We start from the raw sequence: 25719 nt of genomic DNA, 5'->3' as shown, positions 1-25719 counted from the left end.
AGACAATAAAAAAGCGCCATTTGAAGGCGCTTTTTTCTATTCTCGGGACTATCCCCAAATGACTAGGAGATAGAATTAGTACGGCGAAATGTTCGATAGACACTGGATATGAATCGTGATTTCTTCACGATCATGATACAAATGCTTAGCTTGTAGTCTGAACTTTACCTTATTATCAATCAGGAACTGCTTCAGGTTTTCAAGGTCTTGCAGCACCTCGTCATAGCGGCCTTTCATTGGCAGCTTAAGGTTAAAGATTGCCTCTTTCGCCCAACCTTTTAACAGCCACTGGCCCATAAGGTGAGCAACACGAGCTGGCTTTTCTACCATGTCACAAACAATCCATGTTACGTTCTTACGGTCTGGTTCGAATTTAAAACCATCCACCATATGATGCTTGATCTGGCCGGTTTCCATCAAGCTGTCTGCCATCATGCCGTTATCGACACAGTGAACGAACATCGAGCGCTTCACCAATTGGTACGTCCAACCGCCTGGACATGCGCCTAAATCGACCCCCCACATTCCTGGAGCCAAACGCTCATCCCACTCTTCACGTGGAATAAAGACGTGAAATGCTTCTTCCAGTTTAAGCGTTGAACGACTTGGGGCGTCTGCTGGGAACTTAAGGCGAGGAATACCCATGAAGAACTGAGAGTTATTGTCTGTGTAAGAATAACCGACATAACAGTGGCCAGGCTCCACAAAACAAATGTGCAGTACTGGCTTCTTTGCGTTGTCTTTGTTCAACATTAAACCTTTACCGCGCAACGCTTGACGCATTGGGACAGTAAATTTACGGCAGAATTTCAGTAGCTCTTTCGCTTCATTCGTATCCGGAGTTTCAATTCTCAAATCCCCACAGCGAGGAAACGCTTCAATGTCTGCTAGCTCATTCAAAATTGGGCTAATGCGGTCATCACTTGACAGCGATTGAAACTCAGCCGCTACCGCAAACATTTGGCGAGCGAAGATTAACGACTTAAAGTCCAAACCTCTCGCAAGTTTGTCCGCATCTCCATCTTGGTAACACTCGAAGACAACATAACCTGAGTTTCTCTTCACACGAGGGAAGCCATACACTTCCAACTGTGTCGCTTTGTCCTGAATTTCACCAGCACACTCTTTCTCAAAGCCAGAACGGCAATAGAGCATTAGTTGTTTCACTTGGAGACCTCTTTGATATTGAACGCAGCAAAAAAGAACAGACACCAACCAATCATGAACAGCAATCCTCCCATTGGAGTAATCGGGCCAAACCACTTAATGCCTGTCAGCGCCAGTGCGTAAAGACTGCCGCTAAAACAAAAGATGCCGATGATAAAGCAAATCGCTGCAATGAAAAAATATTTTTGTGCTTTTTGTCCCAAATTCAATAGCAATAAAACCGCACAAAACACAATCGCCAGCGTGTGAATAAATTGGTACAACACTCCGGTCTCAAATACGCCAAGCAAATACGGAGCCAGCTGAGCTTTTAGCCCATGTGCAGCAAAGGCACCTAGAGCGACAGAAACCAGCCCAGACAGACCAGAAAATGAGAGTAACCACTTACTTTTCACGGTACACCCCTTTGATAAACGCCGCTAACTGCTCTACCGCGAGCTCGATGTTACCCGCCTCGGTATGGCCTGAGCTCTTGCGCGGTTTAAAGCTGTGGTCACCATCGGGTAAAAAACTCACCTTAACTTGCGATGAAAGGACAAAGTCATCGAACTCCTCACGCTTACCAAAGGTGTCTCGCTCCCCTTGTAGAATCAGCGTAGGTTTCTCAATAGTTGCTAAGTGCTCGCCTTTGTATTTCTCTGGTTTTCCCGGTGGGTGAAATGGAAACCCTAAACAGGCAATGCCCGCCACCAGCTCATTTTCAGCCAGTAAACTCGACATGCGACCACCCATTGACTTGCCACCAATGACAATAGGTTGAGAGGTAAAGTGAGCAATCACTTCTTCATAGGCTTCCAACAGTTTTGGCGCACGATCTGGTGGGCGCTTTTTCCCATCTTCCGCTCGCTTAATCATATACGGGAAGTTAAATCGCACCACGCGAATTCCTTGCTCAACTAATCCTTTGGCAACGGCGGTCATGAAATCATGTTCCATCCCCGCTCCAGCGCCATGGGCAAAGATAAATAGAGGACCGCTTTCAGGTCCCTCAACTATCCATTGGCTCATCTAGTACTTCCTCTTGCTCTTTTCTCGCGGTCGCTAACATCCAGTCTCTAAACGTTGCGATTCGGCCCATATCTGCCTGCTGTTCATGACACACCACGTAGAATGCATTCTTAGAGATCAACACCTCGTCGAATGGCGCGATGAGTCGTCCAGCTTCCATTTCTGGCTTGGCGAGTACGTTGTTACCAAGCGCGACCCCCTGACCATGCGCAGCAGCCTGTAGCACCATCGTCGAGTGACTGAAAATAGGACCGTGGTTTACATTGATACCTTCGATGTTGTAATGACGCGCAAACTGCTTCCAGTCTTTACGCGAAGTATCATGTAACAAAGTGTGTAATTTGAGGTCACTTAGAGATTCTAATGGTTTGTTGCCTAAAAGTAACGAAGGTGAACAAAGTGGGATCAGAAACTCTTGGTACAATTTATCCGCTCGCAAACCCGGCCAATTCCCACGGCCATAATAGATAGCCACATCTACATCATCAGTCAGTGAACCTTCATCCATATCCACAGCTTTAATACGTACATCGATATCTGGCTCTTGAGCATTAAAATCGGCCAAACGAGGCACCAACCATTGGATAGCAAAACTCGGCGGTAGACTGATCGTCAATGCCCCTTTTTCACTACGTTCCAATACCTTATCTGTCGCCTCGGCAATCGAGGTGAAAATATCTTTGATGTCGAGAAAGTAACTTTGTCCTTCTTCTGTCAACAATAGCGAACGATTACGGCGACGAAAGAGCTTCAACGATAAGAACTCTTCGAGTGCTTTAATTTGGTGACTGACCGCGGCTTGAGTAACAAACAACTCTTCTGCCGCTCGCGTAAAGCTGAGATGGCGAGCAGCCGCTTCGAAGACTCGAAGCGAATTTAATGGAGGCAATCTGCGAGACATATGGGACCTCAAATAGGATTAGTTTTTTTAATCTGAAACATTATAAAATGTCCGTTGTCGAACAGCCAGATAAATTCTATATTTCACCCCGCAACACGAGCCTGAACGGCTTGATTTCTTTGGAAATCAATTGGCTTCGTTGTTGCGATGTTGTGTTTGCAAACTCGTATTTCGAGTTAGGTAGATTTCTACCATAATGTTTTGTCCACACTCCCTGTGACAAAACATATACTTCCTGTATTTATTTTTGACCTGTCTGTCAAATTTGTTACACCGCCTAAATTAGGCGGTGTTTTTTTATCTATCGAAAATCTCATCCGCATATCTGGCAGCAACATCACTTTATTACTCTTCTTTCGGATTAATTATCGTTATATCAACACAAAGTGTATGGCTTTGCGATAAGCCTCAACATTATGCTAAGTAATGATTAGCTGTAACGCGATCAAAAACAAAAAAGGCGCAAATTGATGTCTCAATTTGCGCCTTTTAACGTCTTTTTATCAGTCAACTATGGGCGGTAAACTTTTACGTTATTGAAGCCTTGCTCTTGCAAGTAAAGTGCTTGCAGACGGCTCATCACCCCACGGTCACAGTACAATAGATATGTCTTAGATTGGTCTAAATCACCAAACTGTGTACCCAACTTGTAGAATGGGATATGTTTCACATCCACACCTTCGATTTCGAGCGGGTTATCGTCTTCCTCTTCAGGACTACGAATATCTAGCACAACCGCGTGCTCTTCTACCGCTTCAACCTGCTCGACTTCTGGTGCTGCTTGCTCAGACTCTTTCGCGATATCACGAATGTCCATCATGCGTGCATCACGAACTACTTGCTCAAGAATGCTAAAGTCAAACTTCTCTTCTTCCGCTTCTAGCTTCGCTTTAATCGCTTTTACTGTCGGCTTCTTAGAAATAACACCACAATACTCTGGCATAGTCTTCGCAAAGTCTTCCGTGCCGATTTCGCGTGCTAGGTTAATGATGTCTTCTTTATCCCAGTTGATAAGTGGGCGCAGAATCAACGTGTCCGTTACGTTATCGATATGGCGGAGGTTAGTTAGCGTTTGGCTCGATACTTGACCGAGCGCTTCGCCTGTTACCAATGCTTCGATCTTCATCTTCTGAGCGATCATGCCTGCTGCACGCATGAACATACGCTTCAAGATAACCCCCATTTGGCCGTCATCGACTTTCTCTAGGATTTCCGCAACCACAGGTTCGAAATCAACTGAGATGAAACGTACTTTTGCTGAAGAGCCGTATTTGTTCCATAGGTAGTGAGAAACCTGCTTAACGCCGATTTCGTGCGCTGGACCACCTAGGTTAAAGAAACAGTAGTGTACTTTTGAGCCACGCTTGATATGAAGGTAGCTAGAAACACCAGAGTCAAAACCACCAGAGATCAAGCTCAACACGTCTTCTTGCGTACCCAGTGGGAAGCCGCCTAGACCTTTATGACGAGCCAGCACTTGGTTTAGCTTATCGTTCGAGACTTCCACCTTGATCGTCACGTCTGGGTTTTGCAGCTTAACTCTTGCGCTCTCAATCGCTTGGTTTAAACCACCGCCGACATAACGCTCTAGTTCGATAGAGGTAAAGTCGTGCTTACCGCGACGCTTCGCACGTACAACAAAGGTTTTATTTTCGAGTGCAGAGCGATTTAGCTCCAGTACTTGTTCGAAGATATCGTGCAAGTCTTTAAATTCGGTCTGCTTAACTTCCAGTACGTGGTGAATGCCTGGTGTATGAGTCAAAACCTCAAGAACTTCAGCGTGGAATTCGTTACTCTCAGAGGTCACTTCAATGTGATCACGACGGTTGAATACCGCGACAGATTCCGTGCGGCTCTTAATGATGTTACGAATGTTGCACTCTAAAATCTTTGTGAAGCGCTTACGCACAGATTCACTTTTTACAAAAATTTCTGGATGGGGCTTTACAATAAATTTCATAGTCTAATTCGCAGGTTAGTTTCGCAATCAACAAAGAGTGATACTCAACTTCAATGCTTCATACGCAGTAAAACCGCGTTTCAGTCACAAAAAGTAGTCTGAGCTCACTTTTAAGGCGCAAGATTATACACCCAAGCGGATTGGAAAAACAAAAAAAGCGAGCAATCTGCTCGCTTTCTTATCTCTCTACTGACTTAAAACTAAAGTCTAGTTATTGAATTACAGGCACTTCTTCACTGTATAGTGGCTCGCCTTGCATGATGCTGATTTCAACCCGTCGGTTAAGCGCGCGATTTTCATCAGAATCATTCGGCAACAATGGTTCAGTATCTGCCATGCCTCGCACTCTCAAACGTTGATGAGAGAAGCCTCTCACCTTCTCCATCTCTTGTGCAACCGATACGGCGCGCTGAGAAGAGAGATCCCAGTTAGAACGATAAAGCTCTGAGTCCAACGGTCGGTTGTCCGTATGACCAGATACTCGCACAATGCCTGGCACGTCTTTTACTAACTCTGCAATTTGTCGAACTAAAGGGCGGAATTTAGGCTGCAAGAAGGCCGAACCTTCAGGGAATGCACCTTTTTCACGCATGCGTATAACAATCTGTTGGCCAAGATTTTCAACTTCAATCGCACCTTGTTCAATCTCTCGCTCTAAGGCTTTCTTGATACTTTCCATCAAGGTTTCCATCTCTTGCGACATCTCTTCAGATTGCTGCTGTTGCATATCCGCTTTTGAAGATTGATTGTTTTGCGTTGACGTTTCTGGCGATTGACCACCGGTTAACTTTCCTTCATCACGCTTTGTGCCACCAGCCCGGTCAGACTCCCCTTCATGAAACTCGAGCGTCTGCTGAGTGATGTCCATGGTTTGCTGCATGATGACATCAATCGGCGTTGGTTCTGGTCGGCCCGGTCGAAACTCTTGAGCAATGATGCTAGTACCTTTGGGAATGTCTTTCACTTCAAGTTGATTTTGTACACCAAAGGCAAATTTCATTGATCCCGCAATCTGTTTGAACTTCAGTACGTCCATTTCAGAAAACGAGAGCAGAAGAACAAAGAAACACATCAGTAGCGACATTAAATCCGCGAATGTCCCCATCCATAACGGGAGACCGGGTGGCGGACAATCGCATTTGTTATCTTCATCATCCATCACGACTCTCCAAGTTACTCGTCAATCTCAAGGGCACGTTTACCTTCGTTGAGGTAGTTCTTCAAGTAACTATCAATCACTCGCGGGTTTTGACCATCTTGAATCGCTAATACACCATCCATGATCAAACGGCGGTTTAGCGTTTCTTGGTCACGGCGCAGAGAAAGCTTATCCGCAATAGGGAAAAACACCATATTGGACAGGATCGCGCCATACAATGTGGTTAAGAGTGCAACCGCCATTGCTGGTCCAATCGCTTTTGGATCATCCATGTTTGAAAGCATCGCAACAAGACCAACCAAGGTACCAATCATTCCCATCGCAGGAGCAACGTCACCAAAGGCGCGAAATACGCCAGTGCCTTGAGTATGTCGTTCATCCGTAAGCGCGATGTCTTTTTTTAAGGCCGCTCTTACCACGTCGGCATCATGGCCATCAACAAGCAAATCAATGCCTTTTTGCATAAAAGTGTTATTAATCTCCATCTCTTCAAGAGCAAGAAAACCACCTTTACGTGCCGCATCGGCCATTTCCACAATTTTTGCGATCAAGTCTTCCGGTTCATCCGCTTTAAACATGAAGGCTTTGCCTGCGATCTTTGTTGCACCAAAGAACTGTCCCATTGTGAACTTCATCAGTACTACAAATATTGAGCCACCAACGACAATAAGGATCGACGTGACATCGACAAACATGCCGATGCTGCCACCAAGCACCATCGCCATAATGACGAATGCAAAACCACCAATCAAACCTAATAGGGTTGCTAAATCCACAAAGCACTCCTCACGCTATACTCAAATACTGCCATTGGGCGGATTATTACCTGTATCGACAACTCGCGCAGAATTTTTAGAAAAATCTTAGCTAATGGATCACAAATTAGACTTAACAACCTTAACCAAAATATGGGGTTTCAGCGCTTAGGCTCGTTTAACGCTAATTTTGTGACAATTATATAAGGTTAAATTTGACCAAGTTACTAGGCTAAGGTAACTTTCGTGCATCTTCTCCAAGGCTTGATTAAGGCAGAAAAAAGATGGCGGTCAAGAAACCAGAAAACATGACCTTCGAAGCAACCATTGAAGAGCTTGATAGCTTGGTTGATCAATTAGAAAATGGCGATCTTGCCCTAGATGATGCTCTACGTAAGTTTGAACGAGGCATTGCCTTAGCTCGTGCTGGCCAAACTAAACTTAGCGACGCCGAACAGCGCGTAAGTATTCTTCTTAGCGAAGATGATGAAGCACCACTGAGTGACTTCAAACCAGATTCAGAATAACCATCAGTAGTGAGCAATGTGATGCAACAGACATTGACGTCTTTTCAACAAAGAAACAATCAGCAATTGAACTTGTGGCTCGATCAGCTTCCATATCAAGAGCAGCCATTGATTCAAGCAATGAAATACGGCCTTTTGCTAGGTGGAAAACGCGTTCGCCCTTTTCTTGTTTACATCACAGGTCAAATGCTCGGCTGTAAACCAGAAGACTTAGACACTCCTGCCGCTGCTATCGAATGTATACATGCCTACTCACTCATTCATGATGATCTGCCTGCCATGGACGATGATGAACTGCGTCGAGGTCAACCAACTTGTCATATTAAGTTTGATGAAGCAACCGCAATACTGACAGGTGATGCACTACAAACTCTCGCCTTCACCATTATTGCCGATGGTCAATTAAACCCGGCGGCAGAAACTCAACGCATCAACATGATCAAAGCGTTGGCGCATTCTTCTGGCGCCAACGGCATGTGTGTTGGACAAGCTTTAGATTTAGGCGCAGAAAATCGCCAAGTTTCTCTTGAAGAAATGGAAGAGATACACCGTAAAAAAACCGGAGCTCTGATAGATTGTGCGGTAAAATTAGGTGCATTAGCTGCTGGTGAGAAAGGTATCGAGGTTCTACCTCACTTGGAGCGCTACTCAAAAGCAATTGGTTTGGCGTTTCAGGTTCAAGACGATATTCTTGATATCATCAGTGACACAGAAACACTGGGTAAGCCTCAAGGTTCCGACCAAGGTCTGAATAAGAGCACTTATCCTTCCCTACTGGGTTTAGAGGGAGCCATAGAGAAAGCTCACACTCTGTTACAGGAAGCACTTCAAGCATTGGAAGCTATCCCATACAATACTCAGTTACTCGAAGAGTTCGCCCGATATGTCATCGAGCGCAAAAATTAACACTATAAGCGCGCATTTATATGACTCTTGATATTTCAAAGTACCCAACACTGGCGTTAGCAAATACACCGGAAGAATTACGTCTCCTTCCGAAAGAAACATTACCAAATCTGTGTGATGAACTGCGAACGTATCTGCTAAATTCAGTGAGCCAATCTAGCGGACACTTAGCGTCTGGCTTAGGCACCGTAGAGCTAACTGTAGCTCTGCATTATGTTTACAACACTCCTATCGACAAATTGATCTGGGATGTTGGTCATCAGGCTTACCCGCACAAAATCCTCACCGGACGTCGCGATAAAATGCCAACAATTCGCCAAAAGGATGGTCTACACCCTTTCCCTTGGCGTGAAGAAAGTGAATATGACACCTTATCTGTCGGTCACTCTTCGACATCGATTAGTGCAGGTCTTGGCATGGCCATCAGCGCACAAAAAGAAGGCAAAGGTCGTAAAATTGTCAGTGTGATTGGCGATGGCGCAATTACAGCAGGCATGGCATTCGAAGCCATGAACCACGCTGGCGACGTTCATCCTGATATGTTGGTGATTTTGAACGACAACGAAATGTCGATTTCAGAAAACGTAGGCGCGCTGAATAACCACCTTGCTAAGGTACTTTCTGGCAGCTTGTACACTTCTATCCGTGAAGGCGGTAAGAAAGTGCTGTCTGGTGTTCCACCTATTAAAGAGTTGGTTCGCCGTACGGAAGAGCACCTCAAAGGCATGGTAGTGCCTGGTACTCTGTTCGAAGAGTTCGGCTTTAATTACATTGGTCCGATTGATGGGCACGACGTCAATGAACTCGTCAAAACGCTAAAAAACATGCGTGAGCTCAAAGGTCCTCAGTTCCTGCACATCATGACCAAGAAAGGCAAAGGTTATGAGCCTGCCGAGAAAGATCCTATCGGCTACCACGGTGTTCCTAAATTCGATCCAACGCATAACTGTCTACCGAAAAGCAGTGGCGGTAAGCCAACTTACTCAAAGATCTTTGGTGACTTTTTATGTGATATGGCGGCCCAAGATCCTAAGCTAATGGCAATTACGCCAGCAATGCGCGAAGGCTCTGGTATGGTACGTTTCTCAAAAGAATATCCAGACCAATACTTTGACGTGGCGATTGCTGAGCAACACGCTGTGACACTTGCAACAGGTATGGCAATTGCGGGCGATCATCCAATCGTTGCTATCTATTCGACTTTCTTGCAACGTGGTTATGACCAACTGATCCACGATATCGCGATCATGGATTTACCAGTAATGTTCGCTATCGACCGTGCAGGTCTCGTTGGTGCAGACGGCCAAACTCACCAAGGCGCATTCGATCTAAGCTTTATGCGCTGTATTCCGAACATGGTGATCATGGCGCCAAGTGACGAAAACGAATGTCGACAAATGCTTTACACTGGCCATAAACATACTGGCCCTAGTGCGGTTCGATACCCTCGCGGTAGCGGGATGGGCGTAGAAATCGAAACTGAGTTTACGGCTTTAGAAATCGGTAAAGGACGCATGGTTCGCCAAGGTGAAAAAGTTGCTATTCTGAACTTTGGTACTTTCTTGGGTAACGCGCTAGAAGCGGCAGAATACCTTAACGCCACTGTTGCTGATATGCGCTTTGTGAAGCCGCTCGATGAAGCATTAATTCGTCAATTAGCCGCAGATCATGACGTGCTCGTGACGTTAGAAGAAAATGTTATCGCAGGTGGTGCAGGTGCAGGTGTCGTTGAGTTCATGATGAAAGATAAAATCATTAAGCCAGTCTTAAACCTAGGCTTACCCGATGAGTTTATTCATCAAGGAACACAAGATGAACTGCATGAAGAGCTTGGTCTCGATGCAAAAGGGATTGAAAAATCCATCTTGGATTATTTAGCAAAATAGCATGTAAAAAGGGATGCTCATTGCATCCCTTTTTTACGTCCAACGTTTAATTCATCCAGCCGGCGTATTTTGCGACTAGAAACAGGGCAACACCAGCCATAATTCCCGCCACGATATCATCAACCATAATACCCAGCCCACCGTGAACTCGCTTATCTAGCCATCCAATTGGCCACGGTTTTACCATATCGAAAAAACGGAACAAGATGAAGCCAGTGAGCAACCACTTCCACTCGGTTAACGGAATATTTAGCGCAGGGACGATGCTCATCGCAATCCAAAAACCCGCAAATTCATCCCATACAATTGAACCATGATCATGTACTTTCATGTCTGCAGACGTCACTTGGCAGATTTGAATACCGATCACACACGAAATCAGAACAACAATGACATACGCCGTAAATGGCAATTGTGCCAACAACAAAAAGAAGGGCACGGCCGCCAATGTGCCCATTGTTCCTGGGATAAACGGGGATAATCCGCTGCCAAAACCCGTCGCCAATAGATGCCACGGGTTCTTTAATGAAATCAGAGAAAGAGGGTTGGTCATATCCTTAAACCTATACTGCTAGTTTGGTTTCAATCGTCATGCCTGCGAGTTGCTCAATAGTAACAGGCTCTTGGCTAGAGCTTAGCTCAGATCATTTAAAGTGGTCGAAGCCACTTAAGTCCCAATCAAGTGGTTGATTGTTATCATGCAGCTCGAAGGTTCCATTTGGTCGGATTTGACCAATACATGTGACCTTACAGCCAGTATGAGATAAAGCGCTTTGTAACGAGCCTCGATTTTGCTCCGGCACGGTAAAACACAACTCGTATTCTTCGCCACTTGCTAAAGCATACTGCTGCGCGCTGATCTTATCATCTAAAAACTGGACTAATTCTGAAGAGATCGGTAACTGAGAGACATCAATACTCACCCCAACCTGAGATCGCTGTAAAATGTGCTTAATATCAGAGATTAAACCATCTGAGATATCAATCGCCGACGAGGCTAAGCCAACCAGAGCCTGACCAGCTAGCACACGCGGCGAACTAAGGTAATGAGCGCGCTCTAGTGCTTCCGCGCCAGCTCTGCTGCGTAGAGAGCCATCTAGAATCACATCCAAGCCAGCTTTTGCATCGCCAAGGTTCCCCGTTACGTACACCCAGTCCCCTGACTTTGCTCCGGAACGTGTGAGAGCTTTACCTTCAGGCACAAAACCTTGCACCGTCAGCGTTAAGCACAATGGCCCTTTTGTGGTGTCACCGCCAATTAACTGAATACCATAGTAATCAGCCAATTCGAAAAATGCATCACAGAAAGGTGCAAGCCATTCTTCATCTGGCTCGGGCATTGTTAATGCAAAGCTCACCCATGCAGGCGTTGCGCCCATCGCTGCCAAATCACTGATGTTAGAAGCCAATGCTTTGTGCGCCACCCACGCCGGATTTGCGTCGGATAAGAAATGCGTTCCAGCCACCAATGTATCCGTGCTAATCGCAATCTGAACATTAGCCGGCGCTTTGACGAGTGCGCAATCATCACCAGCCGCTAGGTGGACATCTTTACGTTGGTTCTGACGCCCGACGAAGTATTTGTCTATCAGATTAAATTCACCAGACATAATTCACTTACTTTTTGATGTAAAAGCTTTTGATACAAAAAAGGTCAGCATGTGCTGACCTTTTCATTGAAGAAATCGTTATTTCTTACGAATGTGAGGTGCTGCTTTATCAAGTACACCGTTCACAAACTTGTGGCTATCTTCTGCTGCGAAGACTTTTGCAAGTTCAATCGCTTCATTGATAACAACTTTGTAAGGAACATCTTCGCGACGAGTCATCTCGTACATAGCAAGGCGAAGAAGAGCAAGTTCCATCATATCTAAATCCTGCATAGGACGTGAGATGTATGGACGAATTTTGCTATCTAGCTCAGCGTGGCTAAGTACAACACCGCTTAGTAGTTCACGGAAGTAAGCTACGTCTGTTTCTGGAGCAGCAAGCGCTGGCTCAGATGCATGAAGTTCTTCTTCATCGTATTTGTCGCCAGACAAAAACTGTTCTTCAATCTTGGCAACATTCTCTTTAGTAATTTGCCATGAGTAGATCGCCTGTAGAGCGAATTGACGTGCGTTACGACGTGCGGCTGGTTTCACACTGGCCCCCATTAGGAATCAATTTCAGATAGTACATTAATCATTTCAAGTGCGCTTAGTGCAGCCTCTGCACCTTTATTACCAGCCTTGGTTCCTGCGCGTTCAATCGCTTGATCGATCGTATCAACAGTCAAAACACCAAATGCTACTGGAATGCTGAATTCCATAGACACTTGTGCTAGACCTTTGTTCATTTCACTACAAACATAGTCAAAGTGAGGCGTTCCACCGCGAATAACAGACCCTAGAGAAACAATAGCGTCGAATTTGCCAGTTTTAGCAACACGCTGAGCTACTAGAGGTAGTTCTACGGCACCTGGACAACGCACAACCGTGATGTTGTCTTCGCTTACTTGTCCGTGACGCTTTAGTGTATCGATCGCACCAGAAAGTAGGCTTTCGTTAATAAAACTGTTGAAACGAGAAATAACGATAGCAATTTTTGCATTTGGCGCTGGGAAGCCACCCTCGATCACTTTCATAAGCTTTCCTTTAACTCTATTTATAAGTGAAATATGTTCATCAAGTGAGAATCGCCGGATTCTAGCACAAATTTGTGAGCAATATCTAATGGAAATTGGAGGCAAATCACCGGTTCCTAGCCATTGACGAGTTGAGTGCGTAAAAGACTAGGAACTTATTGTTCGGTTGTTACTCGCAGACGTACTCAACCACGTTCAGACCAAAACCACCTAATGCGTGGTACTTTTTGTTGGTCGATGACAGAAGGCGCATATCATGTACACCGAGATCCGCAAGAATCTGTGACCCCACACCAACACGGCGAGACGTGCCCTGTTTCTTAGCAAGCGTTGGTGCTTCACCTTTGTCTTGCGCTTCAAACATCTTCACACGATGAATAAGTAGATCGGTCGACTCTTCATGGCCAAGAACAACCAGCACACCACCTTCTTCACCAATGCGTTTCATTGCCTTATCTAGTGTCCAGCTGCGCTCTGCATTACGATCGCTACGTAGTAAATCGGTAAAAACGTCTTGAAGATGTACGCGAACCAGTGGCGCTTTTTCTTTCAAATCGCCCTTGCACATTGCGTAGTGCACTTGGTTATCAATAGTGTCTTTGTAGGTGACTAACGTGAACTCGCCAAACTCTGTCGGTAACTTGCACTCTGCCACACGTTCAATCGTTGTCTCAGTGTTATTGCGGTACTCAATTAGGTCGGCAATAGTGCCCAATTTAATACCGTGCTTCTCTGCAAAGATCTCTAGATCAGGGCGACGAGCCATAGTGCCGTCGTCATTTAAGATCTCAACAATAACCGATGCAGGCTCTAAACCAGCAAGGCGAGCCAAATCACAGCCAGCTTCAGTGTGACCTGCGCGAGTCAGTACACCGCCGTCTTGGGCTGCGAGAGGGAAGATGTGACCAGGCTGCACCAAATCCGCAGCTTTGGCGTTTGGCGCGACTGCCGCTTGAACCGTGCGTGCGCGATCCGCGGCTGAAATACCCGTCGTTACCCCTTCTGCCGCCTCAATAGAAACGGTAAAGTTGGTTGTGTATTGCGCATTATTGTCTTGCACCATTGGTGGCAGACCTAGGCTTTCGCAACGATCTTTGGTCATGGTTAAACAAATCAGGCCACGGCCATAGGTTGCCATAAAGTTGATGGCTTCCGGCGTAATATGCTCGGCAGCCATGATCAAGTCACCTTCATTCTCGCGGTCTTCATCATCCATTAGGATGACCATTTTGCCTGCGCGAATATCATCAATAATTTCTTGTGGCGTACTAATTGGCATAGTCTGTTATCCCGTTATTCTAAATTTGTTATTGCGACAGCAATGAAAAATCATGTTGCAGTGAATGCTAATTAGGTCAATAGTTTGAGCTTTGCACCAAGCAAGTCAATGAATCTCGCGGTGTTCTGTGAGTCTGCTCTTTATCGCATGCCTCACGCAGCCACTCCCAGATTTATGCAAAACCGTTTTGCTGTAAAAAGTCCATCGTGATACGAGACTCGGCCTTATCTTCTTGCTGTCCTTGCAGTAAACGCTCCATATAACGCGCAAGTACATCAACTTCTAAGTTGACTTTGCGCCCCACTTGAAACTGGTCAATCGTAGTTTCTTCACTCGTATGAGGAACGATCGTCAGTTTAAAAGCATTTTTACGTAAGTCGTTGACGGTTAGGCTAATACCATCAACAGTAATCGAGCCTTTCTCTGCGACGTACTTGCTAATTTCCGCTGGCATTGCAACCCAAAACTCTATCGCACGGCCAACTGAATTGCGTTCGACAATTTCACCAACTCCATCGACATGGCCTGAAACGATATGTCCACCCAATCGCGTTGTTGGTAACATGGCTTTTTCTAGATTCACCTTATCGCCTACTTGGTATTCAGCAAACCCAGTTTTCTTCAAGGTTTCTAATGACAGATCAGCACTGTAATAATGGCTTCCGAAGTCAACTACCGTTAAGCAAACACCATTGGTCGCGATGCTATCGCCTAACTTAACGTCTGACATATCAAGCGTCCCCGTTTCAACTGTGACGGTGATGTCTTCGCCCTTCGGCGTAATCGCAGCTAACTTGCCAACTGCTTCTACTATTCCTGTAAACATACTATTTCTTATCTAAGTTCTTTACGTTTGATGGTGGCAGTGATGCGAATGTCTACCCCAACCATACGAACGTCTGTAATGTTTAAATCTATGACGTCAGCCATAGCGCTTAACCCTAAAGCACCGATAAGCCCCCGACCATCGCTGCCCATGAGTTTTGGCGCAAGGTAAACAATGAGCTCATCTACAAGATTAGCCTTTATCATCGCACTCGCTAGCGTAGCTCCAGCTTCAACCCATAAGTGATTGATGTGGTGCTCATCCGAGATACGCTTTAATGTTGTTGATAAGTCAATTTGGTCAGCGCTGTCCAATAGAGGGATACAGTCTCCATCTGGGCTAACAATAACTCGCTCTCCATCGGTGTGGAACAGCTTGAGCGCATCCGTTAAATGGTTCTGACGGTCTAAGATTACACGTACTGGTTGACGAAGTTCTTCTCGTAAATACTGCGCTTGAACACTGGTAGGTAAGTCATCCCAACGCACATTGAGTGACGCATTATCATCAATCACCGTTTTGCTGGTAGAGAGAATACCACCACTCATCGCTCGATAACGCTGCACATCTTGGCGGGCCGCAGGGGAGGTGATCCATTGGCTCTGCCCATTGCTGAGTGCGCTTTGCCCATCCAAACTGGCCGCCATTTTTAATTGAACAAACGGCATGCCTGTACGCATGTACTTTATAAAACCAGGGTTAAGGGCAAGGGCATCTCGCTCTAACAAGCCGATTTGTACTTCAACTCCAGCATCACGCAACATCTGGATGCCCCGCCCCGCAACTTTAGGGTTTGGGTCTACCATTGCGCAAACCACACGTGCCACTTTGGCTTTGATTAACCCTTCAGCACATGGCGGTGTACGGCCGTAATGAGAGCAAGGTTCTAGCGTCACATAAGCGGTTGCACCAACTGCTTTTTCACCCGCCATGCGCATCGCGTGCACTTCGGCATGCGGCTCACCAGCGCGATGGTGATAGCCCTCACCAACAATTTCTTCATCACGAACGATGACGCACCCCACATTTGGATTTGGTGCGGTGGTATAAATGCCACGTCTCGCTAACTTAATAGCTCGTGACATCATGGCGAAATCTAAATCAGAAAACGCTCTTTCAGGAGTGTGTTGAGTCATGAGCTACTCAGTCTTCTAGGCGGGCAATCTCTTCGCCAAACTCGCGAATGTCTTCAAAGCTGCGGTAAACTGAGGCGAAACGGATATAAGCGACCTTGTCGAGCTCTTTGAGTTGGTCCATGACTAAATTGCCAATCATTTCACTCGGAACCTCTCGCTCACCCGTCGCACGCAGTTGTGATTTGATCATACTGATCGCTAACTCTATAGAATCAGCACTCACTGGGCGTTTCTCTAAAGCGCGTTGAATACCGCCAACCATTTTATCTTCATCAAATGGTTCACGGTTACCATTCGATTTGATCACTTTAGGCATCACTAACTCTGCGCTTTCAAACGTAGTGAAACGCTCGCTACACGCCAAGCACTGACGGCGACGTCGAACTTGATGGCCATCAGCCACTAAGCGGGAATCAATAACTTTGGTATCGTTCTCGGAACAAAAAGGACAATGCATATCACCTCCATATCTATACCAAAATAACCTCATGAGCAATCACGAATAACCACGCGTTCATGGTTATACGGACTCTATTAAAGCTATTTGGGTATAACGCTTTCAAACCGAAATAAAAGCTCATGTAGTGTAGCGGAATTGGTATGTTAGACAAAACAAAAAGGGGCCCAAAGGCCCCTTTTTCACTCAAGATCTCGTCGAATGTGTTAACTGCGTGCTAAGTAGTTCGCTTTACCAACCCACTTGTAGCTAGTTAGCTCTTCTAAGCCCATTGGACCACGGGCATGTAGCTTTTGCGTGGATACTGCGACTTCTGCGCCAAGGCCAAATTGCGCACCGTCTGTAAAGCGCGTTGAAGCATTCACATAAACCGCCGCGGAACCAGCAGAATTGATGAACAGTTCTGAGTTTTCCAAACTATTGGTCATGATCGCATCTGAGTGGCTCGCGTTATGAACACGCATATGATCAATTGCATCTTTCACATCAGACACAACTTTTACACCAAGGGTGTAGCTCAACCATTCCGTATCAAAGTCACCTTCAACAGCATCGCGAACTTGTTTCGCTTGCTCCATGAGTTCTTTTGCTTTTGGCTCTGCCACGAACGTCACTTTATCGTTCATGCGCTCTACGATCATTGGTAGGAATTGTGCTGCAATTTTTTCATGCACGAGCAGCGTATCTAGTGAGTTACACGCAGATGGACGTTGAACTTTAGAGTTCTCAACCACATTCAGAGCTTTCTCTAGATCAGCGGATTCATCGACAAAGATATGGCTGATACCAAAGCCGCCAATAATCACCGGAATCGTGCTGTTTTCTTTACACATTTTGTGTAGGCCAGCACCACCGCGTGGAATGATCATGTCGACGTAATCGTCCAGTTTAAGCAGTTGAGAGACTAATTCACGATCTGGCTTTTCAATGTACTGAACCGAAGCGGCAGGAAGGTTCGCCTTTGCTAGCGCAGACTGAATAACCTTCACTAATTCCATATTCGAGAAAAATGTCTCTTTGCCGCCACGCAAAATGCTTGCGTTGCCGGTTTTCAAGCACAGTGCCGCAATATCAATAGTCACGTTAGGACGCGCTTCATAAATTACGCCCACAACACCCAGTGGTACGCGGCGACGAGACAATGACATCCCATTTTCCAGTACCTTACTGTCGATTTCGCTGCCTACAGGATCGTTCAAGCTAATGACGTTGCGAACATCATTCGCAATTGCAGTCAATCGTTCTTCATTCAGCAAAAGGCGATCGAGCAGCGCATCGGTTAAACCCGCTTCACGGCCAAGTTCGATGTCTTTAGCGTTTGCCGCCAAAATAGCAGCGGAGTTTGCTTCCAGCTCATCAGCGATGATCGCTAATGCTTGGTTCTTTTGCGCAGTTGACGCTGTCGCTAATTCGAAAGCTGCATCTTTAGCAGCTTTACCCATATTCGTTAAATCCACTTTGCTTCCCTCTAATTCTATTCCTGAATGACGACCAAATCATCGCGGTGAATCACCTCAGAGCCATAATCATGCCCCAAAATAGAGATGATATCTTTACTGTGCTTACCCGTAATTTTAGTTAGGTCATCACTTGAGTAGGCGCTGATGCCACGAGCCACCAACTTACCGTGAGAATTTGTTACACGCGCCACTTCGCCTCGTGCAAAGTCACCACTTACTTTGATTACCCCTTTAGCAAGTAGACTACTGCCCTTACCAACCACAGCATTTACCGCACCGTCATCAATAATGATGTCGCCCGATGCCGCAGGTCCCGCCAGAATCCAGCGTTTACGGTTTTCTAAAGCTTCAGCGCAAGGTAGGAAGCGTGTGCCTTGTGGCTCTGCGCTCAAAGAGTCAAAGATAACATTCGGTGCACTACCGGCAGCAATAATAACCTCGATACCAGCGCGGCGAGCGATGTCTGCGGCTTGCAGCTTCGTTGCCATACCGCCAGTACCCAATGTTGTACCACTTCCTCCTGCGATTTTACGCAGCGTATCGTCGATGGTTTTTACTTCCTTGATCAGCTCTGCGTTCGGGTCTTTACGAGGGTCAGCAGTAAACAGACCTTTTTGGTCAGTTAAAAGCAAGAGCTTATCTGCGCCACACAAAATGCCCACCAAAGCGGAAAGGTTGTCGTTATCGCCCACTTTAATCTCACTAGTCGCAACGGCATCATTTTCGTTTACGATAGGAATAATATCGTTCGCAACGAGCGCATTGATGGTGTCACGTGCGTTTAAGAATCGCTCGCGATCTTCTAAATCAGCACGAGTTAGTAGCATTTGGCCGATCTTGATACCGTAAATACCAAACAAAGACTCCCATGTTTGAATCAAGCGACTTTGCCCCACCGCCGCAAGTAATTGTTTACTCGCCATCTCGTTGGGCAATGCGGGGTAACCAAGATGCTCACGGCCTGCTGCAATAGCACCAGACGAAACCATTACCACTGAATGGCCTTGTTTTTTAAGCTCAGCACACTGGCGCGCTAACTCAACCATGTGAGCACGGTCGAGTGCCAGAGTGCCGCCTGTCAGCACACTTGTACCCAGTTTCACAACGACAGTTTGTGGTTGTGAAACAACTGCATTTTGTTGATTCGTTGTCATGATGTCTTCTGAAGTGAAAAACAAATAAAGAGAGGATGTTTTAACAATCAAATAGGGAATTAACAAGAGAAAAGGTGCGTTTTCGCACCTTTTTGTTTGGTATTAAATTAAAACAACCAAATTAAGCGAAATCGAAAGACTCCGTGTGATATTCGACTTCTAATTTGAAGTGTTCTTCTAAAGTATCAACCAGCTTTTGATGGAATGTGCTCTGCGTCAGATACACTTCCTCTACCGCTTTTTTAGGCAGGGCTTCAGATACCCATTGCCCTTCTTTGTTGTACTTGCCGATATGATATTTGGCAGTAAAGCCTCCTTCGATGGATTCCAAATCCATCCACCAGCCCCAAAATTCACGCTTTTCAGGCGATTTTTTGTCGTCTACACAAACAGATAGACAATCAAAATAATAGCGCCCTTCTTGCGATTGTGGTTCGCGCAGGTAAGGCCCTATCGCCTTCAACTTTGACATCAAGCGAAAGTGAGTCGGGCCCTGAGTCGTCTCTGACATATGAATCTCCGTTTTCATAGTTAAAAGTAAACACCCAAGAATGATTATTATTTTTAATTATCATGAGCTTATTTTTTGCTCAGATATATCACTCTTAACTAATTTAGGAGAATTGTCACCCTAATAATTCATCTTCTAGCCACTTTATGGCTAAATCGAGGGATTGCTCATATCCTTTTGTAATCGTTTTGGAACTGATTTTTTTCGCTCTGCCATACTGGCTAAACAGCGCAACGAGTTGGTTATCACTGTGTGGAGACACCGGATCGCCTTCAAGGCTCAAAGCTAAAATAGGTACTTTGGTTTTTCTACTGCTCAAGAAGCCCTGAACCTTCAATGACCAGGCCATCATCTGGCCCGCCATGCTATTAATATCAACCGCGCTTTTCCCTAAGCGAGAAGCCAACAGATCCAGATACATCTTCGGCATTTTTTGCAGCTTCTCAGGGGAAGTAAAAATATCATGTACGGGTGCGCCAAGGGCTACACAAGCTTTGATCTTCTCTTGCTCAACAAAAGAGAGTCGGATCATGGCATTACCACCAAAACGAAATCCAACTAACCCCACTTTGTGATGATCCACCCAAGGCAATGAATACAGCTCATTTAGTACCGCTTGGTGCAGACAGCTTGAGTTCTCAGTCAAAGGCCAGTGAGAACTGTGCCCTACCGAAGGCATGTCAACCGTCAACATCGCAATATCTCGTGGTGCAAGATGATTGCGGAACAAACGCCACATGTCGGTTTGTAACGTATCGAGACCAGCGCTCACCATCACCACAGGCAGTTGTTTGTCGGTTCTTGGCAAATGAAGGTTCGCGATGATTTTGCGATTTTGGTAAGGCACTTCAATTTGCTTGATGGTGTACTTGGTCTTCTCTGCGCCGTCAGAGTACGCTTTGTTTGCCAGCACTTGAGCCTGCAAGGCCAAATTATCATTCTTCAGATGTGGGTAGCCTGCGATACTAAAACATAGAGATGCAGTGAAGAGTTCATCGGCGGCCTCCTCACCTTGCATTTCATTTGAACGCTTCTGATGCTCCATGCCGAGCTTAATCCACTCAAATGTCCAGTTGCCGTTGTGGTATCCCATTACGGTGTCTAACCAATCATCATTGGTTCGAGAGTGGGAAGAAGAAGCGATTTTAGAAAGCACACCTTCCATCTCTATCGGAGACAACCCTTGCCAAGCCCATTGCAAGCGGCGCAAATGACGATACCAAGCACGATCACCCTGCGCCTCTCGCTCATCAAGTATTTTTTGACTGGTCGGCATGTACTGGGTAAGCGCAGAGGTTTCTTTTGCTTGCTTATGTTTCACGAACAAAGTTTCGGAAAGATTTTTACTGACGTCTTCAGACATAGGAAGAACCTTAGGCTATTAGCATGAGTTGTTATGATAATAAAAAAAATGCCCCTATACAGGGGCATTTCTCAATATTCTTTAATAGCGTTTATTTTTGCTTGCGGTTTACAGGCTCAGCGTACTGGATTGACATATCCCAAGGTTGTTCAATCCAAGTGTCTTGCGCGATATCTACCACATAATCATCTAGCAACGCTTTGCCTGAAGGTTTTGCACACACAGCGATCATCTTCGCTTTTGGATACATCTCACGTAGTTTGCGCGCCGTATCACCACTGTCTACTAGGTCTTCAACGATTAGGTAACCTTCACCATCGCCTTCAGGTGCTTTTAGTACCGTCATATCGCGCTGATGATCATGGTCGTAGCTTGAAATACAGATTGTATCAACGTAACGAATACCCAGTTCACGAGCCAAGATAGCGCCAGGAACCAAACCACCGCGGCTTACCGCCCAAATCCCTTTCCATTGCTCAGCTGGCATTTGTTTTTCAGCCAGTTCACGGCAGTAAGTCTGCATTGCATCCCAAGTGATAATGAATTTTTTACTCATTGTAATAACCTAATAATTTGAAAATATGCATCCTCAAAATCTAGCAAACTCACTCAAAAGCGGAATGCTCACTGACCTCTCCAAAACGTATGGAGATGAGGATTTCAAGCTGCGCAAACGATTATTCTACCGAAACACACCGTTAATACCAACGGTGATATCAAAATTCTCTGCCTATTCCGCAGAAAAACCGTCTGAAGTGAACAACGTGAAAAAAGAAAAAGCCAGCGTGAATAAATCCACACTGGCTTTTTGCTCGAGAAATTAACCGACGAGGTATTTGACGATGAAGATGGCAGACATCACCCACACACTCATCGACACTTCACGACCCTTGCCGCTGAATAATTTGATCGCCGAGTACGCGATAAAGCCTAACGTAATACCCTCTGCAATCGAGAACGTTAATGGCATCACCAAACAAGTCACAACAACTGGTGATGCTTCGGTTAGGTCACGCCAATCAATGCTTACCAGTCCAGACAGCATCAAAATCGCGACATAGAACAGAGCGCCCGATGTTGCATAAGCAGGGATCATTCCTGCTAGTGGTGAAAACAATAGAGCAAGTAGGAAGAGCACACCAACAACCACTGCTGTTAGACCAGTACGACCACCAGCCGCCACACCAGAAACACTCTCAATGTAAGATGTGGTGTTTGAGGTACCAAGTAGTGCACCTACTGACGTTGCTGTTGAGTCTGCAAGTAACGCTTTGTTTAAACGCGGGATGTTGCCATTCTCATCCGTGAGGCCTGCTTTTTGAGAAACGCCAACTAGCGTACCTGCGGTATCAAACAAATCGACAAATAGGAAAGCGAACACAACGGAAATCATGCCAACTTCAAACAAACCAGAGAAATCCAGTTGCATGAAAGTTGGTGCAATGCTTGGTGGCGTAGACATAATGCCGCTCCACTGCACATCACCAAATAGAAGGCCAAGCGCTGTAACACCAAGAATGGCGATCATCACCGCACCTTTCACACCACGGTGAACAAGCGCGATAGTAAGGAAGAAACCAATCGCAGCCAATACAGATGGCAATGATGTGATGTCTCCCATAGAAACTAATGTCGCTGGGTTATCAACGACGATGCCTGCATTTTTTAATGCGATAAATGCTAAGAAAAGACCGATACCGGCTGAAATACCAGTTCGAAGAGAATGCGGGATCGAGTTAATAATCCACTCACGGATCTTAAATATACTCAAAAGAATAAACAGCAGGCCTGAAACAAACACCGCCGCTAACGCAACTTGCCACGTATAGCCCATTCCCAACACAACAGAGTAAGTGAAAAATGCGTTCAGCCCCATTCCTGGTGCTTGTGCAATTGGGTAGTTGGCAACAAATCCCATGATGAAACAGCCGATAGCAGCCGCAAGACAAGTTGCAACAAAAATGGCACCACGGTCCATACCGGTATCCGACAGGATCGCTGGGTTTACAAAAATAATGTAAGCCATGGTTAGGAAGGTGGTAACACCTGCAATGATCTCAGTGCGCACATTTGTGCCATTGTCACTGAGCTTAAAAAGCCTCTCGAGCATGATCGAATCCTGTAAAGGTAAAAAGTAAACGGTTGCGTAATCGATTGGCGGGAATTATAAAGTTATCAAATAGCAAATTCTAGATAGAATCTTCACTCTAATGCGATTTTTTTCTTTGGATATGAAACCCATTCGCTAATTCTTAAAAGCAAAACAGAAAATATATTCTTATAAAACAACAATTAATAATTATTGCTCAGAACCCAACAACAGAATAAAAACTGAACAATGTACTAAACTTTCAAATAGAAACTGGGCGTTTTAAGCGTCATATCTAGGTGGATTTGACGGGAAAGTCGATAAAACTGAAGAACGGAGAATAGAATCCAGCCTTGATGGCAGAAAATGTGTCAGAAAGAGAAAGTGGAGATAAAAAAACGCCACCCAATTTGGGTGGCGGCGAATCATGTCAGCACTATCACTGAAAAAAAATTCCAATTTATAGGGGTGAACAAACTGTTCGAGTCACATGCGTTGACTTCACTTAGTAGCCAAAGCTTGTTGGGTATACAAAGTTGCCGGTGTAAACAGACTTGCTATTCCAGAACATTGTACTTGGTAAACCTTTCATAACTATCACCTTTTAAATCAATTAAACATTCGTTGATTTCTCGGTTCCTTGGAGGCGATAAAACGGACTCATCCTTTGAGCATTTCATTCTTCTCTCAGAAGCTGGTTACAAATATACCACCAAGAAATTTAATTACAAGCATTTTAGTGATTAAAATCACAAAAAATGTATAAACTGACCTTCATCAAAGTTTAAATGTAATTAAATTACAGTTTTGTGAATTAAAAAATAAAGCCACTTTCAGAATGTATGATAAAGAACACATAGTGCCTGTTATTGTGTTCACAAACTGTGACAGTTCTGAGAGAAATCCTTGTGCACGCGACTACTCGTACTCCTTATCTGGTGGTATGCTAAACGGCAATTTGAAGGCCAAATCGTCTAGCATTTAATGCTATCTCGACAATATTTTTACGGTATATATTTGGCAAAGCACATCAAAAGGAGTCCTCCGTGTCTGAGTTCCATTCTGAGATCAGTACCTTATCACCTGCTCCACTTTGGCAGTTTTTCGATAAGATTTGTTCTATCCCTCACCCATCTAAGCATGAAGAAGCATTAGCACAGTACATTATCAACTGGGCAACAGAGCAAGGCTTTGACGTTCGCCGTGATCCAACCGGTAACGTGTTCATCAAAAAGCCCGCGACACCTGGAATGGAAAATAAGAAGGCTGTTGTACTTCAAGCACACATCGACATGGTGCCGCAGAAAAACGAAGACACCGAACACGACTTCACCAAAGATCCAATCCAACCTTACATCGATGGCGAATGGGTAACGGCGAAAGGCACGACGCTTGGTGCAGATAACGGGATTGGTATGGCTTCTTGCCTTGCTGTATTGGCATCTAAAGACATTAAGCACGGCCCAATCGAAGTTCTGCTGACGATTGATGAAGAAGCAGGCATGACTGGCGCATTTGGTCTTGAGGCTGGTTGGTTAGAAGGTGAGATCCTTCTAAACACAGACTCTGAACAAGAAGGCGAAGTCTACATGGGTTGCGCCGGTGGTGTTGATGGCACCATGACTTTCGATATTTCTCGAGAAGCAACACCTGCAGGTTTCGTAACACGCCAACTGACGCTGAAAGGCCTAAAAGGTGGTCACTCAGGTTGTGACATTCACACAGGTCGCGGTAATGCCAACAAATTACTTGGTCGTTTCCTCGCGGGTCATGCGCAAGAGCTTGATTTACGTTTAGTCGAATTCCGTGGTGGTAGCTTACGTAATGCAATCCCTCGCGAAGCGTTTGTCACTGTCGCTCTTCCTGCTGAAAACCAAGACAAACTTGCAGGGTTGTTCGATCACTACACTGAGCTGCTTAAAACTGAGTTGGGTAAAGTCGAAACAGGTATCGTAACCTTTAATGAAGTGATCACGACTGACGCGCAAGTATTTTCAATCGCCGATCAGCAACGATTCATTGCGGCACTTAACGCTTGTCCAAACGGAGTAATGCGTATGAGTGACGAGGTGGAAGGTGTTGTTGAAACTTCTCTAAACGTTGGTGTGATCAGCACAGAAGAAAATAAAGTCACCGTGCTTTGCTTGATTCGTTCTCTCATTGACTCTGGCCGCAGCCAAGTTGAGAGTATGCTACGTTCAATTGCTGAATTAGCAGGCGCACAAATTCAGTTCTCAGGTGCTTACCCTGGCTGGAAGCCAGATGCAGATTCCGAGATCATGGCAATTTTCCGTGATATGTATGAAGGCATTTACGGTCATAAGCCGAACATAATGGTCATCCATGCTGGTCTTGAGTGTGGCCTGTTTAAAGAACCATACCCACACATGGATATGGTGTCTTTCGGTCCAACAATTAAATTCCCTCACTCACCAGATGAGAAAGTGAAGATTGATACCGTTCAGCTGTACTGGGACCAAATGGTAGCGCTTCTAGAGGCAATTCCAGAGAAAGCGTAATTCAACCATGAAAAACGACAAAGGGTGCTT

Annotated in this window: 25 protein-coding genes; 4 read left to right on the top strand and 21 right to left on the bottom strand. The window is 45.4% G+C overall.

All coding sequences use genetic code 11. From position 1 onward, the window contains the following. Positions 1-75 precede the first annotated feature (75 nt). From rlmM to pomA, 7 genes are all read right to left on the bottom strand, one after another. Positions 76-1167, bottom strand: coding sequence for a 23S rRNA (cytidine(2498)-2'-O)-methyltransferase RlmM (gene rlmM / locus L3V32_RS00775; protein WP_237283658.1), 1092 nt, complete (start codon positions 1165-1167; stop codon positions 76-78). Continuing rightward, the gene (locus L3V32_RS00770) at positions 1164-1562 is read right to left on the bottom strand and encodes a DUF423 domain-containing protein (protein WP_005391376.1); all 399 of its coding nucleotides are present in this window, start codon (positions 1560-1562) and stop codon (positions 1164-1166) included. Before L3V32_RS00770 ends, rlmM begins: the two co-directional genes overlap by 4 nt. Further along, the gene (locus L3V32_RS00765; protein ID WP_104971354.1) at positions 1552-2175 is read right to left on the bottom strand and encodes an alpha/beta fold hydrolase; all 624 of its coding nucleotides are present in this window, start codon (positions 2173-2175) and stop codon (positions 1552-1554) included. The genes L3V32_RS00770 and L3V32_RS00765 overlap by 11 nt, the downstream gene beginning before the upstream one ends. Continuing rightward, positions 2156-3076: a transcriptional regulator GcvA gene (locus L3V32_RS00760; protein WP_005391378.1), complete on the bottom strand. Its 921-nt coding sequence runs from the start codon at positions 3074-3076 to the stop codon at positions 2156-2158. Before L3V32_RS00760 ends, L3V32_RS00765 begins: the two co-directional genes overlap by 20 nt. Positions 3077-3587: 511 nt before the next feature. Beyond that, positions 3588-5036, bottom strand: a complete 1449-nt coding sequence (gene thiI, locus L3V32_RS00755) for a tRNA uracil 4-sulfurtransferase ThiI (RefSeq protein WP_031780206.1) — start codon at positions 5034-5036, stop codon at positions 3588-3590. Positions 5037-5247: 211 nt separating this feature from the next. Next, positions 5248-6195 (bottom strand): flagellar motor protein MotB, encoded by a 948-nt coding sequence (locus L3V32_RS00750; RefSeq protein ID WP_237283657.1) that lies wholly within the window; start codon positions 6193-6195, stop codon positions 5248-5250. Between the two features lie 14 nt (positions 6196-6209). Continuing rightward, positions 6210-6971 (bottom strand): flagellar motor protein PomA, encoded by a 762-nt coding sequence (gene pomA / locus L3V32_RS00745; protein WP_005381564.1) that lies wholly within the window; start codon positions 6969-6971, stop codon positions 6210-6212. Between the two features lie 263 nt (positions 6972-7234). On the opposite strand from pomA, the gene xseB reads away from it, so the two are divergent. The 3 genes from xseB to dxs are packed head-to-tail and all read left to right on the top strand — an operon-like array spanning position 7235 to position 10269. Further along, entirely contained in the window at positions 7235-7477 is a 243-nt protein-coding gene (gene xseB, locus L3V32_RS00740; protein WP_005381566.1) for an exodeoxyribonuclease VII small subunit, read from the top strand. Between the two features lie 21 nt (positions 7478-7498). Then, positions 7499-8383, top strand: coding sequence for a (2E,6E)-farnesyl diphosphate synthase (ispA, locus tag L3V32_RS00735; RefSeq protein WP_005391389.1), 885 nt, complete (start codon positions 7499-7501; stop codon positions 8381-8383). 20 nt (positions 8384-8403) lie between these two features. After that, complete coding sequence (gene dxs / locus L3V32_RS00730) at positions 8404-10269, top strand: 1-deoxy-D-xylulose-5-phosphate synthase (RefSeq protein WP_047010153.1); 1866 nt, start codon at positions 8404-8406, stop codon at positions 10267-10269. Between the two features lie 46 nt (positions 10270-10315). On the opposite strand, the gene pgpA is transcribed toward dxs, so the two are convergent. The 14 genes from pgpA to L3V32_RS00660 all read right to left on the bottom strand — a co-directional run bounded on the left by pgpA (position 10316) and on the right by L3V32_RS00660 (position 23191). Beyond that, positions 10316-10822 (bottom strand): phosphatidylglycerophosphatase A, encoded by a 507-nt coding sequence (pgpA, locus tag L3V32_RS00725; protein ID WP_237283656.1) that lies wholly within the window; start codon positions 10820-10822, stop codon positions 10316-10318. A gap of 91 nt (positions 10823-10913) precedes the next feature. Further along, positions 10914-11879 (bottom strand): thiamine-phosphate kinase, encoded by a 966-nt coding sequence (gene thiL / locus L3V32_RS00720; protein ID WP_085342982.1) that lies wholly within the window; start codon positions 11877-11879, stop codon positions 10914-10916. A 78-nt stretch (positions 11880-11957) separates the two neighbouring features. Continuing rightward, a complete protein-coding gene (nusB, locus tag L3V32_RS00715) occupies positions 11958-12425 on the bottom strand; it encodes a transcription antitermination factor NusB (RefSeq protein ID WP_005381571.1) in 468 nt (155 codons plus the stop codon). Next, positions 12425-12895: a 6,7-dimethyl-8-ribityllumazine synthase gene (gene ribE / locus L3V32_RS00710; RefSeq protein WP_005381572.1), complete on the bottom strand. Its 471-nt coding sequence runs from the start codon at positions 12893-12895 to the stop codon at positions 12425-12427. The genes nusB and ribE overlap by 1 nt, the downstream gene beginning before the upstream one ends. Positions 12896-13064: 169 nt before the next feature. Beyond that, positions 13065-14174: a bifunctional 3,4-dihydroxy-2-butanone-4-phosphate synthase/GTP cyclohydrolase II gene (gene ribBA, locus L3V32_RS00705; RefSeq protein WP_005381573.1), complete on the bottom strand. Its 1110-nt coding sequence runs from the start codon at positions 14172-14174 to the stop codon at positions 13065-13067. A 172-nt stretch (positions 14175-14346) separates the two neighbouring features. Next, the gene (locus L3V32_RS00700; RefSeq protein WP_005381574.1) at positions 14347-15000 is read right to left on the bottom strand and encodes a riboflavin synthase; all 654 of its coding nucleotides are present in this window, start codon (positions 14998-15000) and stop codon (positions 14347-14349) included. 8 nt (positions 15001-15008) lie between these two features. Continuing rightward, a complete protein-coding gene (gene ribD / locus L3V32_RS00695; RefSeq protein ID WP_074190969.1) occupies positions 15009-16136 on the bottom strand; it encodes a bifunctional diaminohydroxyphosphoribosylaminopyrimidine deaminase/5-amino-6-(5-phosphoribosylamino)uracil reductase RibD in 1128 nt (375 codons plus the stop codon). Between the two features lie 7 nt (positions 16137-16143). After that, positions 16144-16593: a transcriptional regulator NrdR gene (gene nrdR / locus L3V32_RS00690; protein WP_005381578.1), complete on the bottom strand. Its 450-nt coding sequence runs from the start codon at positions 16591-16593 to the stop codon at positions 16144-16146. A gap of 206 nt (positions 16594-16799) precedes the next feature. Continuing rightward, complete coding sequence (locus tag L3V32_RS00685; RefSeq protein WP_031780207.1) at positions 16800-18050, bottom strand: glutamate-5-semialdehyde dehydrogenase; 1251 nt, start codon at positions 18048-18050, stop codon at positions 16800-16802. A 17-nt stretch (positions 18051-18067) separates the two neighbouring features. After that, on the bottom strand, positions 18068-19207 hold the full coding sequence (proB, locus tag L3V32_RS00680; protein ID WP_005391413.1) for a glutamate 5-kinase: 1140 nt from the start codon (positions 19205-19207) through the stop codon (positions 18068-18070). Between the two features lie 121 nt (positions 19208-19328). After that, the gene (gene crl, locus L3V32_RS00675) at positions 19329-19718 is read right to left on the bottom strand and encodes a sigma factor-binding protein Crl (RefSeq protein WP_005391414.1); all 390 of its coding nucleotides are present in this window, start codon (positions 19716-19718) and stop codon (positions 19329-19331) included. A gap of 115 nt (positions 19719-19833) precedes the next feature. Next, positions 19834-21081 carry an esterase FrsA gene (frsA, locus tag L3V32_RS00670; RefSeq protein ID WP_005391416.1) on the bottom strand — a complete coding sequence of 416 codons (1248 nt, stop codon included), beginning with the start codon at positions 21079-21081 and terminating at the stop codon, positions 19834-19836. Positions 21082-21172: 91 nt separating this feature from the next. After that, positions 21173-21637, bottom strand: a complete 465-nt coding sequence (gene tet(34), locus L3V32_RS00665; RefSeq protein WP_005391418.1) for an oxytetracycline resistance phosphoribosyltransferase domain-containing protein Tet(34) — start codon at positions 21635-21637, stop codon at positions 21173-21175. A gap of 264 nt (positions 21638-21901) precedes the next feature. Further along, on the bottom strand, positions 21902-23191 hold the full coding sequence (locus L3V32_RS00660; RefSeq protein ID WP_006741838.1) for an NCS2 family permease: 1290 nt from the start codon (positions 23189-23191) through the stop codon (positions 21902-21904). Positions 23192-24216: 1025 nt separating this feature from the next. On the opposite strand from L3V32_RS00660, the gene L3V32_RS00655 reads away from it, so the two are divergent. Continuing rightward, entirely contained in the window at positions 24217-25689 is a 1473-nt protein-coding gene (locus L3V32_RS00655) for an aminoacyl-histidine dipeptidase (RefSeq protein ID WP_237283655.1), read from the top strand. Positions 25690-25719: the final 30 nt, after the last annotated feature.

The organism is Vibrio sp. J2-4 (genome assembly GCF_021728155.1).
Lineage (GTDB): Bacteria > Pseudomonadota > Gammaproteobacteria > Enterobacterales > Vibrionaceae > Vibrio > Vibrio diabolicus.
Note: the sequence above shows the minus strand (reverse complement) of the source record. Positions and strands in the feature narration are given on the sequence as shown.

Excerpts from the sequence above, each read along its gene's own strand:
- L3V32_RS00765 (WP_104971354.1), bottom strand. The coding sequence starts at position 2,175 with ATGAGCCAATGGATAGTTGAGGGACCTGAAAGCGGTCCTCTATTTATC.
- L3V32_RS00760 (WP_005391378.1), bottom strand. The coding sequence starts at position 3,076 with ATGTCTCGCAGATTGCCTCCATTAAATTCGCTTCGAGTCTTCGAAGCG.
- thiI (WP_031780206.1), bottom strand. The coding sequence starts at position 5,036 with ATGAAATTTATTGTAAAGCCCCATCCAGAAATTTTTGTAAAAAGTGAA.
- L3V32_RS00750 (WP_237283657.1), bottom strand. The coding sequence starts at position 6,195 with ATGGATGATGAAGATAACAAATGCGATTGTCCGCCACCCGGTCTCCCG.
- xseB (WP_005381566.1), top strand. The coding sequence starts at position 7,235 with ATGGCGGTCAAGAAACCAGAAAACATGACCTTCGAAGCAACCATTGAA.
- ispA (WP_005391389.1), top strand. The coding sequence starts at position 7,499 with ATGCAACAGACATTGACGTCTTTTCAACAAAGAAACAATCAGCAATTG.
- dxs (WP_047010153.1), top strand. The coding sequence starts at position 8,404 with ATGACTCTTGATATTTCAAAGTACCCAACACTGGCGTTAGCAAATACA.
- pgpA (WP_237283656.1), bottom strand. The coding sequence starts at position 10,822 with ATGACCAACCCTCTTTCTCTGATTTCATTAAAGAACCCGTGGCATCTA.
- thiL (WP_085342982.1), bottom strand. The coding sequence starts at position 11,879 with ATGTCTGGTGAATTTAATCTGATAGACAAATACTTCGTCGGGCGTCAG.
- nusB (WP_005381571.1), bottom strand. The coding sequence starts at position 12,425 with ATGGGGGCCAGTGTGAAACCAGCCGCACGTCGTAACGCACGTCAATTC.
- ribE (WP_005381572.1), bottom strand. The coding sequence starts at position 12,895 with ATGAAAGTGATCGAGGGTGGCTTCCCAGCGCCAAATGCAAAAATTGCT.
- ribBA (WP_005381573.1), bottom strand. The coding sequence starts at position 14,174 with ATGCCAATTAGTACGCCACAAGAAATTATTGATGATATTCGCGCAGGC.
- L3V32_RS00700 (WP_005381574.1), bottom strand. The coding sequence starts at position 15,000 with ATGTTTACAGGAATAGTAGAAGCAGTTGGCAAGTTAGCTGCGATTACG.
- ribD (WP_074190969.1), bottom strand. The coding sequence starts at position 16,136 with ATGACTCAACACACTCCTGAAAGAGCGTTTTCTGATTTAGATTTCGCC.
- nrdR (WP_005381578.1), bottom strand. The coding sequence starts at position 16,593 with ATGCATTGTCCTTTTTGTTCCGAGAACGATACCAAAGTTATTGATTCC.
- proB (WP_005391413.1), bottom strand. The coding sequence starts at position 19,207 with ATGACAACGAATCAACAAAATGCAGTTGTTTCACAACCACAAACTGTC.
- crl (WP_005391414.1), bottom strand. The coding sequence starts at position 19,718 with ATGTCAGAGACGACTCAGGGCCCGACTCACTTTCGCTTGATGTCAAAG.
- frsA (WP_005391416.1), bottom strand. The coding sequence starts at position 21,081 with ATGTCTGAAGACGTCAGTAAAAATCTTTCCGAAACTTTGTTCGTGAAA.
- L3V32_RS00660 (WP_006741838.1), bottom strand. The coding sequence starts at position 23,191 with ATGCTCGAGAGGCTTTTTAAGCTCAGTGACAATGGCACAAATGTGCGC.